The organism is Wenyingzhuangia aestuarii (assembly GCF_011927765.1).
In the GTDB taxonomy this organism is placed as follows: Bacteria; Bacteroidota; Bacteroidia; order Flavobacteriales; family Flavobacteriaceae; genus Wenyingzhuangia; species Wenyingzhuangia aestuarii.
Genome location: NZ_JAATJG010000017.1, coordinates 1 through 13,962, shown reverse-complemented (window position 1 = coordinate 13,962; position 13,962 = coordinate 1). Strand labels below are relative to the sequence as shown.

Here is a 13,962-nt window from a genome sequence, read left to right as displayed (position 1 = left end):
AGTAATTAACATATTCTTGCCTCATGAATAAAATTCAAATTTTATGGGTTGATGATGAAATCAACTTATTAAAACCTCATATTCTTTTTTTAGAGAAAAAAAACTATCAAGTTACTCCTTGTACTAACGGTGCCGATGCATTGGATTTGGTAAAAGTAAACAACTACGATGTTATTTTTCTAGACGAGAACATGCCTGGCTTATCGGGGTTAGAAACCTTAACAGAAATTAATAATATAGTTTCTAATGTTCCTATTATAATGATTACCAAAAGTGAAGAGGAATATTTAATGGAAGAGGCTATTGGTTCTAAAATTGCCGATTATCTAATTAAACCTGTAAACCCTAACCAAATACTATTAAGTTTAAAAAAGAACTTAGACCACAATAGATTAATTAGTGAGCGTACAACTATTAATTACCAACAAGAGTTTAGAAAAATATCTATGGAATTGGCTTCTGTAAATTCTCACGAAGCATGGGTAGATGTTTACAAAAAACTAGTGCACTGGGAATTAGAATTGGAAAATATAGATGATGCCGGATTGTTAGGAATTTTAGAAAGTCAGAAACAAGAAGCCAATCAAATATTTTTTAAGTTTATTAAAAAGAATTATGCCGATTGGTTTTATGATGATGATGCTCCTATTTTATCACATCAATTATTTAAGACAGTAATATTACCCGAAATAGAAAGTGCCGAAAAATCTTTAGTTATTGTGGTTGATAACCTTCGTTATGATCAATATTTAATGATTGAAAGAATTATATCTAATCATTATAAAAAACAAGATGAAATTCCTTTTTACAGCATTTTACCTACCGCAACACATTATGCAAGAAATGCTATATTTTCTGGATTAACTCCTTTAGAAATGGCTACCAAACATAAAGATATTTGGTTGGGTGAAAATGATGAAGGTGGTAAAAACATGCACGAGGAAGAGTTTTTAAAACGTCAATTAAAAACATTAAAGAAAGATTATTCTTTTTCTTATCATAAAATAAGTAATCAAAAAGCAGGTAAAGAGCTCTTGAGTAATTACAATCAATACAAAGACAATAAGTTTAACATGGTTGTTTTTAATTTTGTAGATATGCTATCTCATGCCAAAACAGACACCAAAGTTATTCGTGAGCTAGCTTCTGATGATAAATCTTACAGAGCTTTAACCGAAACTTGGTTTCAAAACTCATCTATGTTAGAATTGATTAAAAAAGCGCAAAAAGACAATGCCAAATTAATTTTAACTACAGATCACGGTACCATTAACTGTAGCAAACCTACACAAGTTATAGGAACCAAAGCCATTGCCTCTAACTTAAGATACAAAACAGGACGAAGCATTACGTACCAAGAAAAAGATGTGTATGCAGAACACGATCCTAAACAGATTTTTTTACCACAAGAACACATGAACAGTTCTTTTGTTTTTGCCAAAGACAATTTGTTTTTTGTGTATCCCAACAATCAAAATCACTATACAAAATATTTTAAAGACACTTACCAACACGGAGGAATATCCTTAGAAGAAATGATTATTCCTTGTGCCGTTTTTAATCCCAAAAATTAACATGGAAAAACCAAAAATATTAACCAGCAGTACCAAAATTCGTTTTCAAGATTGTGATCCTTTTAACCACTTAAACAATGGTCGTTATATTGATTATTTTATCAATCAAAGAGAAGATCACGTGTTAAACGCTTATGGTATTGATATTTTTAAAATGATTCGTGAAGAGCATATTGGCTGGGTAGTTTCTAGTACCCAGCTTGCTTATATTCTACCGGTTTACACTATGGAAGAAATTGCTTTTGAGTCTCAAACTATAGAGTTTTCTAAAAAACATATGAAGGTAGAAATGCGAATGTTTAACAAAAAGAAAGACAAGTTAAAAGCTATTGCTTGGATGACCTTTGTTCATATAGATTTAAAGAAAAACACCACCAGAGAGCATAGTTCTAAATTGATGGAACTATTTAATGAAGTAGTTTTACCCGTACCCGAAACTACTTTTGATGAACGAGAAAGAAATATAAGAACAATTAAGAAAAATTCTTAAGACTTTTGTCCGTAAGCATTGGTACAAAAGCACATTCTTCAATAATTTGCTTGTCAAATTCTTTGGCAGAATTGCGAGTAATTAAAGTCATCATTTGTTGAGCATCCCCTACCGGAATTACCATTCGTCCTCCAATTTTTAATTGTGCTAATAAAGGTTTCGGTAAAAATGGAGCTCCACAAGTCACTATAATTTTATCAAAAGGGGCAAATTGTGGTAACCCTTTGTAACCATCACCAAAATACATATGTTTAGGCTTGTATCCTAGCCTAGGCAATAACAACTGTGTTTTTTTAAACAGCTCCTGCTGTCTTTCAATAGTGTACACATGAGCCCCTAAGCTTACCAATACACTTGTTTGATAACCTGACCCCGTTCCTATTTCTAATATTTTTTCACCTGGTTTAATTTCTAGCAACTGAGACTGAAAACCTACCGTATAAGGCTGAGAAATAGTTTGGTCTGCTGCAATAGGAAATGCCACATCTTGATAAGCATATTCCTCAAAACTAGAATCCATAAACAAATGTCTTGGAATTGTTTTTATAGCAGATAACACAGCGTGATCTGTAACCCCTTTAGTTTGTAAAACAGTAATCAATCTGTTTCTTAATCCTTGATGTTTAAATGTATCTTTCATAGTTGCAATAGGAACACAAATATAAAAAACAAAAACCCTAGAAAATAAATTTTCTAGGGCTTGAATGTACTATTTATAAACAATTTACTTCTGACGTTTTCTCAATTCAGCCGTAATATCTTTTAAGGTAAATCCTTTTGCTTGTAACAACATTAAATAGTGAAACAACAAATCTCCTGCTTCGTATAAAAACAATTCATCGTTATTATCCATAGCTTCAATTACTGTTTCTACAGCTTCTTCTCCTACTTTTTGAGCTACTTTATTAATTCCTTTGGCAAATAAACTAGCTACATAAGATTTTTGAACATCTTTGTTTTTTACACGCTCTGTGATAACATTTTCTAACGTAGATAAAAAACCAAAATTCTCTGTATTTTCTTCTGCCCAACATGTATCTGTTCCTTTGTGACACGTAGGCCCAACGGGTTTTGTTTGAATTAACAAGGTGTCTTTGTCACAATCATTCTTAATTGAAACCAGTTCTAAAAAGTTTCCGCTTTCCTCTCCTTTGGTCCACAATCTTTTTTTAGATCTGCTGTAAAAAGTAACTTTATTAGTCGTTAACGTTTTATCAAATGCTTCCTGATTCATGTATCCTAACATCAATACATTTTTAGTTTCAGCATCTTGTATAATTGCAGGAACTAGTCCTTTTTCGTCAAATTTAATTTCCATTTGATTTATGTTTTATTATCGAATTCTATATTTTTCATCTCGACTACGCTCGATGACCATAGCAATTCAAAATGACAATCAATTTTATTATTTTACCACAGTTTTTACAGTTTAACCAAACTCTTCACTGTTATATTTATCGTAAATATTCTAAAAAGTTCATCGAGCGGAGTCGAGATGTTTTAGAAAATCTATTTATAACCTTACAGGAATTCCCTGTTTTTTTAACTCTTGTTTTAAATCTGGAATTTCAATTTCTTGAAAATGAAACACACTTGCTGCCAAAGCGGCATCTGCTTTTCCATCTTTAAAAGTATCTATAAAGTGTTGCACATTTCCGGCTCCACCACTTGCAATAATAGGAATGTTTAATTCTTCTGACAAACGAGCCAAAGCATCGTTGGCAAAACCATCTTTGGTTCCATCGTTATTCATAGAAGTAAACAAAATTTCTCCTGCTCCTCTTTCTTCAACCTCTTTTGCCCAGTCAAATAAATTCAACTCTGTAGGAACTTTACCTCCTACCAAATGCACAATCCATTCTCCATCAATCTTTTTGGCATCAATAGCAACTACGACACATTGACTTCCAAATTTTTGAGACAACTCATTCACTAATTGTGGTCTTTTTACTGCTGATGAATTGATAGAAACTTTATCAGCTCCATTCTGCAATAAAATATCAACATCTTCTACAGATGATATTCCACCACCTACGGTAAACGGAATGTTTACTTGTGCAGCTACATCTCTTACTAAATTCACCAAAGTTCTTCTACGTTCTTCAGTTGCAGAAATGTCTAAAAACACCAATTCGTCTGCTCCTGTTGCTGCATATTTTTTTGCCAATTCTACAGGATCTCCTGCATCACGCAAATCTACAAAATTGACACCTTTTACAGTACGTCCGTTTTTTATATCCAAACAAGGAACTATTCTTTTTGCTAACATAATTTTGGTATCTGGTATCAAGTAACAGGTAGCAAGACTTCTAAATTCTTGTTACTTTTTACTTCATACTTGTTACTTTCCTATAATAAAATCTTCCAATTGTTTTAAGCTGATTCTGTTTTCGTAAATCGCTTTTCCAACAATGGTTCCTTCACATCCTAATTCTTTTAATCTTGGTAATTCATCAAAAGTAGAAATTCCTCCACTTGCAATTAATTTTACTTTAGGACATTCTTTTAATATTTTTTCATACAAATCAAAAGAAGGACCTTGTAACATTCCGTCTTTAGCAATATCTGTACAAATTACATATTGAATTCCTTCTTTTTGATATCCTTGAATAAAAGGAATCAAATCTTCATCAGATTCTTCTAACCAACCACTAACTGCAATTTTTTCATTATTTGCATCGGCTCCTAAAATAATTTTATCTGCTCCAAATTTTGCAATCCAACTTTTAAAAACAGCTGCATTTTTTACTGCAATACTTCCTCCTGTAATTTGATTGGCTCCAGATTCAAAAGCTATTTTTAAATCTTCATCGGTTTTTAAACCACCACCAAAATCAATTTTTAAGGTTGTTTTCGTTGCTATTTGTTCTAAAACTTTATGATTTACAATATGGCTTGCTTTGGCTCCATCTAAATCCACCAAGTGTAAATGCTCTATTCCGTGAGCTTCAAATTGCTTGGCAATCTCTAAAGGGTTTTCATTATATACTTTTTTAGTATTGTAATCTCCTTTAGACAAACGAACACATTGTCCGTCAATAATATCTATGGCTGGTATAATTCTCATATTCGTTGTTCGTTGTTCGTTGTTCGTTCTGGTTGCTAAAACAAACAACTACAGATTCAAAAAATTCTCTAATATCTGAGCTCCGTCTGTACTACTTTTTTCTGGGTGAAATTGCACTCCGTAAAAATTAGCTTTTTGCAATGCTGTAGAGTATTGAATCCCATATTCCGTAGTCGCAATAGTTTCTTTAGTTAAAGGTGCATAATAACTGTGTACCAAATACATGTAAGCACCTTCTTTAACATTGTTAAAAATCTTAGATCCCAAACCGCTAATTTGGTTCCATCCTATTTGAGGGACTTTTACAATGTTCTCAAAACGTTTTACGTCTACATCAAAAACACCTAATCCTGTGGTATCTCCTTCTTCAGAATATTTACACATCAATTGCATTCCCAAACAAATTCCTAAAACAGGTTGTGTTAAGGTTGGAATTACAGTATCTAACCCGGTAGCTTTTAACATTTTCATGGCAGAACTTGCTTCTCCCACTCCTGGAAAGATGACTTTATCTGCACTTTTTATTTCTTCAACATCGTTGCTTAAAATAGCATCGTATCCCAATCGCTCAATGGCAAATCGGATAGATTGTATGTTTCCTGCTCCGTAGTTTATAATTACTATTTTCATATTTATTTTAGTAGTTAAGGAGTTAAGGAAATGAGGAGTTAAGTAGCTTCTTAACTTCTTAAATTCTTAACTACTGTTTTCTATAATACTCCTTTCGTACTTGGTAAAAACATTTTATTCGCATCACGTTTTACAGCCATTTTCATTGCTTTTGCAAAAGCTTTAAAAATCCCTTCAATTTTGTGATGTTCGTTTTTTCCTTCTGCTCTTACGTTTAAATTACATTTGGCTCCGTCTGTAAACGATTTAAACAAGTGGAAAAACATTTCGGTAGGCATGTCTCCAATCATTTCTCGATTAAATTCAGCATCCCACTCAATCCATGGTCTTCCTCCAAAATCTACAGCAGCTTGTGCCAAACAATCATCCATTGGCAAACAGAATCCATAACGTTCTATTCCTAATTTATTTCCTAAGGCTTTATGGAACAATTCTCCTAAAGCAATCATGGTATCTTCTATAGTGTGATGTTCATCAACCTCTAAATCTCCATCTACTTTTACCGTTAAATCCATAGAACCATGACGACCAATTTGATCTAACATATGGTCAAAGAATTTTACTCCTGTAGAAATATCATTTTTACCAGAACCATCTAAATTTAGTTTGATGTAAATTTTAGTTTCGTTGGTATTTCTTGTGATTTCTGAAACTCTATCTTCTAATTTTAAAAATTCATAAATAGTTTTCCAGTCCGTAGAAGTTAAAGCGATGCAATCTTGAATTGCTTTTACATCAGCCTCTACTTCATCAGCACCCAATTCAGGATTTTCTGATAAAAAGATTCCTTTAGCTCCTAAATTTTTAGCCAATTCCATGTCGGTAATTCTATCACCTAACACAAAAGAATTTTCTAAATCGTATTTTTCTTTATCAAAATACTGCGTTAACAAACCTGTTCTAGGCTTGCGAGTTTCAGCATTTTCATGCGGAAAAGTTTTATCTATATGTACAGCAGCAAATTCTACTCCTTCGTTCTTAAAAGCTTGAATCACCTTGTTTTGAGCAGGCCAAAATGTATCTTCTGGAAAAGAATCTGTTCCCAATCCATCTTGATTGGTTACCATCACCAATTCGTAATCCAATTCCTCAGCAATTCTTGCTAGGTAACGGAAAACTTTTGGGTAAAACTCTAACTTTTCTAAACTATCTAATTGATAATCTACAGGCGGTTCAATACAAAGGGTACCGTCTCTGTCTATAAATAAAACTTTTTTCATATTCTTTTAGTATTTAGTACAAAGTACTGAGTAATAAGTATATTTTAACAACAAAAAACTCTGTACTAACTACTTTGTACTCTGTACTTTTTCAGTACTATTCAATCTCCTTTAACGCCTTCATTAAGGCAATATTCTCTTTAATAGTTCCTACCGTAAATCGTAAGGTATTTTCACACAATACTTGAGTGGTTCTATTACGTACCACAATTCCTTTTTCTATTAGTTGAGTGTAACGCTTTGTAGCATCATCTACTTTTACCAACAAGAAATTGGCATCACTTGGATATATTTTCTCCACAAAAGAAACCTCTTTTAACGCAATTTCTAAATTGTCACGTTCTACCAAAATAGCCTCAATTTCTTCTTGTACATCTTCATATGCCAACAAACGTTCTAAAGCTTTTTGCTGTGTTAACTCATTAACGTTGTATGGAGGTTTAATTTTGTTTAATACAGCAATAATTTCGGCAGATGCATAACAAACTCCCAAACGAATTCCTGCCATACCAAATGCTTTAGATAGGGTTTGACTTACAATTAAATTCGGATGTTTTTCTAAACGTGTCACCCAACTTGGTTCCGATGCAAAATCTATATAAGCTTCATCTACAACCACCAATCCGTTAAAACCTTCCACAATAGCTTTTACATTGGCATAATCAAACAAGTTTCCTGATGGATTGTTTGGAGAGCACAAGAAAATCACTTTGGTATTGGCATCAACTGTTTCTAATATTTTAGCAACATTAGGTTGAAAATTCTCTTTTAAAGGAACTTCTTTAATGCTGATATTATTCAAATTTGCCGACACATCATACATTCCGTATGAAGGTGGCAAAGTGATGATATTATCTTCTTTAGGTTCACAAAAAGCACGTAAAATTAAATCGATGACTTCATCAGAACCATTTCCTAACAAAATATTTTCTTGAGCAACTTCTTTAATTTTTGCCAATTCAGACTTTACAGTCTTTTGCATGGGATCCGGATAACGATTAACTCCATTTTCAAACGGATTTTCATTCGCATCTAAGAAAACCATATCATCTGTAGTTCCAGTAAACTCATCTCTTGCCGAAGAGTAAGCTTTCATATTGGCTACATTTTCTCTGATTATATTTTTTAAATCGAAACTCATAATTCAATTAGTATTAAGTATTAAGTACAAATTCCTAAGTTTCTTTGTTACTAAATACTCTGTACTCCGTACTTTGTACTTTGTACTAATTATTTCAAACTCTTTAATCTTAAGGTTACTGCATTTTTGTGAGCATCTAAACCTTCGGCTGCAGCCATCAATTCAATAGCAGGTCCTATGTTTAAGATTCCTTCTTTTGTTATTTTTTGATAGGTAATTTTCTTCGTAAATGCATCTAAATTCACACCACTGTACATACGAGCGTATCCGTTCGTAGGTAAAGTATGATTGGTTCCCGAAGCATAATCACCCGCACTTTCTGGAGTTAAAGGTCCAATAAATACAGATCCAGCATTTACAATTTCACTTAAATACACATCTTCATTCAATACATTTAAAATTAAATGTTCTGGAGCATAGGCATTAATCAATTCATTTTGATCTGCAATACTATCTATTAAAATAGCACTAGAGTTTTCAATAGCCAAGGTAGCTACCTCTTGTCTTGGCAACTCAGCCAATTGTTTGTCTAATTCTATTTGAACTTCATCAATTAATTGTTGAGAAGCGGTAACTAAAATTACCTGACTATCCGCACCGTGTTCTGCTTGTGATAATAAATCTGCTACCACAAAACTAGCATCGGCATCTTTATCTGCAACAACCATTACTTCACTAGGTCCTGCAGGCATATCAATAGCCAAACCTTGTGTTAAAGCATATTGTTTTGCTGCGGTTACAAATTGATTTCCTGGTCCAAATATTTTATACACACTTGGGACAGATTCCGTACCATAGGTCATCGCTGCAATAGCTTGAATCCCTCCTAATTTGTAGATTTCTGTAACACCTACTAGTTGGGCAGCAAACAAAATTGCTGGATGGATAGTTCCATCTTTTGATGGTGGTGTACACAAGACTATTTTACTTGCTCCTGCTATTTTTGCCGGAACTCCCAACATTAAAATAGTAGAAAACAAAGGAGCTGAACCTCCAGGAATGTACAAACCTACTTTTTCTATAGGTTTCATTTCTTGCCAACAATCTACACCGTTTACGGTAGAAATTATTTTTTTCTCAATTTTTTGAGAAGTATGAAATTTTTCTACATTGTTTTTAGCCAATACAATAGCATCCTTTAATTCTTGTGAAACCAAAGGAATTGCATCGTCTATTTCTTGCTGAGAAACTTTTAAATCTGATAAAGTAACTCCATCAAATTTTTGAGTATATTGTTTTAAAGCAACATCTCCCTTCTCTTTTATATCATCAAAAACAGCTTTTACAGTAGTACCTAACGTATTAGCCTCTTTAGCCGGACGTTGGGTTATTCTTGCCCATGTATTTTTTGCTGGATTATTGTATGTTTTCATTTGTTATAAGTATTAAGCATTAAGTACAAAGTCTTCAATTTATCTTAGACTATTTTACTTAATACTTTGTACTCTGTACTCTGTACTTTGTACTAATTTATAATACCATTTTTTCTATCTCCGTTGTTAAAATACCTTCTGCTCCTAAAGCTTTTAACTCATCTAATATTTCCCAAAATTTATCTTTAGGAATTACCGTATGTATAGAACTCCACCCTTCTTGAGCTAAAGGTAAAACCGTAGGAGATTTCATTCCTGGAATTACTTTAATAATCTCATCAACCTTATTATTTGGAGCATTTAACAATACATATCTAAACGCTCTACCTTTTAAAATAGATTGAATTCTAAATTGTAGTTTATCTAGCAAAGCTTGTTTATCAGTCGATAAAACAGGTGATTTTGTCAACACTGCTTCTGACCAAAACATTACCTCTGCCTCTTTTAATCCATTAGCAAATAATGTACCTCCAGAACTTACAATATCACAAATACCATCAGCCAAACCAATATTTGGAGCAATCTCTACAGATCCTGCAATTTGATGATAAGATGCTGAAATTCCTTTTTCCTTTAAAAATTTATCTAAAGTTTTTACATAAGTAGTAGCAATACGTTTCCCTTCAAAATAAGAAAGTCCAGTATATTCAACATCCTTAGGCACCGCTAAAGAAACTTTACATTTAGAAAAACCTAAACGCTCTACTATTGGTAAATTATCACCTTTTTCAATTAATGTATTTTCTCCCAAAATAGCAATATCAACAACACCATCTTCTAAATACTGAGGTATATCACCATTTCTTAAATAAAAAACTTCTAATGGAAAATTTCTTGCTGTAGCTTTTAACTGTGCATTACGATGATCTATTGAAATTCCACACTCTTTTAAAAGTTGTAAAGAATCTTCATTTAATCTTCCAGATTTTTGAATGGCAATTTTTAACGTGCTCATTGGTATATATAGTTTATAATCAATTTCTAAAATAAAAAAACCCGTTCGAGATAGCTCAAACGGGTTTGAAAAATATGTTCTAATTACAACATAGTCCTTCCAACTCGCTTAAGCGCAGTACTGGATGTGATGATGATGTAATTTAATTGAATTCATGTTCTTAATTTCTGTGACAAATATAGCAATTCAATATGATTATAAAAGCATTAAAATAAAGAAAATAAGCTATCTTTAAATTTAATATTGAGGTAACACAAACAACATATGATTACCTTTACATTCGAAAAAAAATAAATATTCATGAGTGAGTTAACTATTGTAGGAAATAAAGAATGGTGTCATTTTGACAAACTAAATATTCCTGCTATCAAAGCTAGAGTAGATTCTGGTGCTAAAACATCATCTATACAAGCTACTGATATCACAACATATAAAAAAAACAAAGAAAACTGGGTACGTTTTTATATTCAACCTCTAACAGAAAACAGAAGTATTTCTATAGAATGTGAATCTAAAATAATAGCGACTAGAATTATTAAAAGTTCATCTGGTATTCCTGAAAAACGATACGTAATTTCTTCTCCAGTAACCATGGGGAATGAAACTTGGGACATAGAATTGACCTTAGCCGATAGAGATAACATGGAATTTAAAATGTTATTAGGTAGACAAGCTATGGAAAACAGAATGATTGTAAATCCTTCTGAAGAATTTTTAATGGGAAATATTCCTGATGAAGAAATTGACAAAAAATACGAAACTTTTGTGATGAAAAAATCGGGATTAAAAATAGCTGTACTAGCTAGTAATCCAGAATTGTATTCTAACAAAAGATTAATGGAAGCTGGTCGTGCAAGAGGTCATGAAATGGTCTTTTTAAACGTGCAACAATGTTACATGAAATTAGATACTGCTACTCCAGAAATTAGATATAGAGGAGGAAATGTTATTAATGATTTTGATGCTGTGATTCCACGTATTAAAACAAGTATGACTTTTTATGGTTGTGCTTTACTTAGAATGTTTAAATCTTTAGGGACATATTGTTTAAACGAAGCTGAATCTATTTCATCATCTAGAGATAAATTGTTTTCATCTCAACTGTTCTCTAAAAACGATATTCACATTCCTACTACTGGGTTTGCAAAATCTCCATTAGATACTAAAGATTTAATTCACATGGTAGGTGGAGCTCCATTAATCATTAAATTATTAGAAAGTACGCAAGGAAAAGGAGTTGTTTTGGCCGAAACTAACAAAGCAGCTGAATCTGTAATTAATGCCTTTAAAAGTTTAAACGCAAATATCTTGGTTCAGGAATTTATTAGAGAGGCTAATGGTAAAGATTTAAGATGTTTTGTAGTAGATGGTCGTGTAGTTGCTTCTATAGAAAGAACTGCAGCTAAAGGGGAGTTTAGAGCTAATATTCACCAAGGAGGATCCGCTTCTATTGTTAGAATTTCTTCAGAAGAAAAGAAACTAGCCTTAAAATCAGCTAAAATTTTAAATCTACCTGTTGCAGGAGTCGATTTAATTCGCTCTAACAAAGGACCTCTTTTACTAGAAGTAAACTCATCTCCAGGGTTAGAAGGAATTGAAAATGCAACTGGTAAAGACATTGCAGGAAACATTATTCAAGCAATAGAAAAAAAATTAAAATATGTAACTATTTAAATTTCTTTTCTATCCTATAAAAACTCCTTTAAGTACAGTTTGTACTTAAAGGAGTTTTTATTTTCTATATATTTAGCTTTATAAACTTATAAAATGACACATTACTTAAAACTTAGTAGTTCCTTTTTATTAATACTTCTTGTAATATCAAGTTGTAAATCCATAAAAACCAAAGAATCTATTAGTCAAAAAGAAGATTGGATTCAACTATTTAACGGAAAAAATCTCGACGATTGGGATATTAAATTTACTGGAGAAAAATTAAATCATAATTACAAAAACACATTTAGAGCAGAAAACAATATGTTACGCGTTGTTTATGATGATTATGAAAACTTTGATAATAAATTTGGACACCTATATTACAAAACTCCCTACTCATATTACAAATTAGTGTTTGATTATAGGTTTACAGGTACACAAACAAAAGGTGGTTCTACCTCTAACAATAGAAATAGTGGAGTTATGTTACATTCACAATCTGCAGAAAGTAACGAATTCAACCAAAACTTTCCAGTATCTATAGAATTTCAACTTTTAGGTGGATTAAATAATAATCAAGAAAGACCTACAGCCAATGTATGTACTCCTGGAACTATTTTAACTTATAATAATAAAGTAGATTATAAACATTGCATAAACTCAAATTCAAAAACTTATAATGGAAACCAATGGGTTCATGCCGAAGCTATTGTAAAGGGAGGAGAATCTATGACTTTTATAATTGAAAATGATACCGTATTAAAATTTAAAAAACCTCAAATAGGAGAAACCTTTACTAAAAAGAAAAAACGAGGAGAAAGATGGGAAAAATGGGGAATGAATCAAAACAAATGGGAGCAAAAAACAAAAGAAATTATAACCCAAGGTTATATTGCACTGCAGGCAGAAAGTCAACCTGTAGACTTTAAAAACATCAAACTATTAAACCTTTGTGGCTGTAAAGATCCTAAAGCTAAAAATTACAAATCATACTACATAAAAGAAAATAACACAGATTGTGAATACTAATTGTTAAATCTAAATAATTATAGACAAGCTCATTTTATGAATTTAAATGAGCTTTTTTTATGTACATAATAGTATCCTAATTTAATAACTGATTAATATTCGTTGCAAACAATTTCACAGCTATCGCTAACAAAATAATTCCAAAAACTTTTCTTAATACACTAAGTCCAACCGTACCTAATGTAGCTTCAATTCTTTTAGAAGCCTTCAATACAAAAAGGACAAAAATACTATTAACCATAATAGCAATCACAATATTCTCAACATGATACTCAGCTCTTAGAGAAATTAAAGTTGTCATAGTACCAGCACCAGCTATTAATGGAAAAGCTAAAGGAACAATAGAAGTAGATTCTGATATTTCATCTTTAAAAATAGAAACACCCAAAATCATTTCAATCGCTAAGAAAAAAATAATAAAAGCCCCAGCAACAGCAAAGGAATTCACATCAATTCCTATTAACCCAAGTATTTTATCTCCAACAAATAAAAATAAAACCATAATAATAGCAGAAACAATCGTTGCTTTTCCTGACTGAATATGTCCTACTTTTTTACGCAAATCAATAATAATGGGAATACTCCCTATAATATCAATTACCGCAAATAAAACCATAGTTGCAGTAACTATTTCCTTAAAATTAAAGTGTAATCCCATGTAACATATATTAGAAATAAATTTACGCAATAATTAATTCCTAACCATTAGTTATAGTACTAATTCATAATTTCAAAACATACACATTATAAGAGTTATTTTAGGGCATTCCCCTACCAAAGCTTTGGAAGGGTCGTGCTTTCCTTACTCGCTTTTCAAAAGGTACTCG

14 protein-coding genes are annotated in these 13,962 nt (G+C 31.9%); 4 read left to right on the top strand and 10 right to left on the bottom strand.

The window, feature by feature from the left end; all coding sequences use genetic code 11:
• Window positions 1-23 precede the first annotated feature (23 nt).
• Window positions 24-1,574 carry a T9SS response regulator signal transducer PorX gene (gene porX, locus GGR97_RS13890; RefSeq protein ID WP_167899137.1) on the top strand — a complete coding sequence of 517 codons (1,551 nt, stop codon included), beginning with the start codon at window positions 24-26 and terminating at the stop codon, window positions 1,572-1,574.
• Between the two features lies 1 nt (window position 1,575).
• Window positions 1,576-2,064: an acyl-CoA thioesterase gene (locus tag GGR97_RS13885; protein ID WP_167899136.1), complete on the top strand. Its 489-nt coding sequence runs from the start codon at window positions 1,576-1,578 to the stop codon at window positions 2,062-2,064.
• On the opposite strand, the gene GGR97_RS13880 is transcribed toward GGR97_RS13885, so the two are convergent.
• From GGR97_RS13880 to hisG, 9 genes are all read right to left on the bottom strand, one after another.
• Entirely contained in the window at window positions 2,048-2,704 is a 657-nt protein-coding gene (locus GGR97_RS13880) for a protein-L-isoaspartate(D-aspartate) O-methyltransferase (RefSeq protein ID WP_167899135.1), read from the bottom strand. The two genes, GGR97_RS13885 and GGR97_RS13880, sit on opposite strands and share 17 nt — an antisense overlap.
• Before the next feature lie 84 nt (window positions 2,705-2,788).
• Window positions 2,789-3,382 (bottom strand): bifunctional phosphoribosyl-AMP cyclohydrolase/phosphoribosyl-ATP diphosphatase HisIE, encoded by a 594-nt coding sequence (gene hisIE / locus GGR97_RS13875; protein ID WP_167899134.1) that lies wholly within the window; start codon window positions 3,380-3,382, stop codon window positions 2,789-2,791.
• A 195-nt stretch (window positions 3,383-3,577) separates the two neighbouring features.
• Window positions 3,578-4,333, bottom strand: coding sequence for an imidazole glycerol phosphate synthase subunit HisF (gene hisF, locus GGR97_RS13870; protein WP_167899133.1), 756 nt, complete (start codon window positions 4,331-4,333; stop codon window positions 3,578-3,580).
• Between the two features lie 72 nt (window positions 4,334-4,405).
• Complete coding sequence (gene hisA, locus GGR97_RS13865; protein ID WP_167899132.1) at window positions 4,406-5,131, bottom strand: 1-(5-phosphoribosyl)-5-[(5-phosphoribosylamino)methylideneamino]imidazole-4-carboxamide isomerase; 726 nt, start codon at window positions 5,129-5,131, stop codon at window positions 4,406-4,408.
• 48 nt (window positions 5,132-5,179) lie between these two features.
• Window positions 5,180-5,761: an imidazole glycerol phosphate synthase subunit HisH gene (hisH, locus tag GGR97_RS13860; RefSeq protein WP_167899131.1), complete on the bottom strand. Its 582-nt coding sequence runs from the start codon at window positions 5,759-5,761 to the stop codon at window positions 5,180-5,182.
• An 80-nt stretch (window positions 5,762-5,841) separates the two neighbouring features.
• The gene (gene hisB / locus GGR97_RS13855; RefSeq protein ID WP_167899130.1) at window positions 5,842-6,981 is read right to left on the bottom strand and encodes a bifunctional histidinol-phosphatase/imidazoleglycerol-phosphate dehydratase HisB; all 1,140 of its coding nucleotides are present in this window, start codon (window positions 6,979-6,981) and stop codon (window positions 5,842-5,844) included.
• A gap of 97 nt (window positions 6,982-7,078) precedes the next feature.
• The gene (gene hisC / locus GGR97_RS13850; RefSeq protein ID WP_167899129.1) at window positions 7,079-8,122 is read right to left on the bottom strand and encodes a histidinol-phosphate transaminase; all 1,044 of its coding nucleotides are present in this window, start codon (window positions 8,120-8,122) and stop codon (window positions 7,079-7,081) included.
• Between the two features lie 89 nt (window positions 8,123-8,211).
• The gene (hisD, locus tag GGR97_RS13845; protein WP_167899128.1) at window positions 8,212-9,495 is read right to left on the bottom strand and encodes a histidinol dehydrogenase; all 1,284 of its coding nucleotides are present in this window, start codon (window positions 9,493-9,495) and stop codon (window positions 8,212-8,214) included.
• A gap of 97 nt (window positions 9,496-9,592) precedes the next feature.
• Window positions 9,593-10,450: an ATP phosphoribosyltransferase gene (gene hisG / locus GGR97_RS13840; protein ID WP_167899127.1), complete on the bottom strand. Its 858-nt coding sequence runs from the start codon at window positions 10,448-10,450 to the stop codon at window positions 9,593-9,595.
• A gap of 300 nt (window positions 10,451-10,750) precedes the next feature.
• Here hisG and rimK point away from each other — a divergent pair, with 300 nt between their 5' ends.
• Window positions 10,751-12,124 carry a 30S ribosomal protein S6--L-glutamate ligase gene (gene rimK / locus GGR97_RS13835; protein WP_167899126.1) on the top strand — a complete coding sequence of 458 codons (1,374 nt, stop codon included), beginning with the start codon at window positions 10,751-10,753 and terminating at the stop codon, window positions 12,122-12,124.
• A 93-nt stretch (window positions 12,125-12,217) separates the two neighbouring features.
• Entirely contained in the window at window positions 12,218-13,135 is a 918-nt protein-coding gene (locus GGR97_RS13830) for a 3-keto-disaccharide hydrolase (protein WP_167899125.1), read from the top strand.
• 76 nt (window positions 13,136-13,211) lie between these two features.
• On the opposite strand, the gene GGR97_RS13825 is transcribed toward GGR97_RS13830, so the two are convergent.
• On the bottom strand, window positions 13,212-13,793 hold the full coding sequence (locus GGR97_RS13825; protein WP_167899124.1) for a MarC family protein: 582 nt from the start codon (window positions 13,791-13,793) through the stop codon (window positions 13,212-13,214).
• Between the last annotated feature and the right edge of the window lie 169 nt (window positions 13,794-13,962).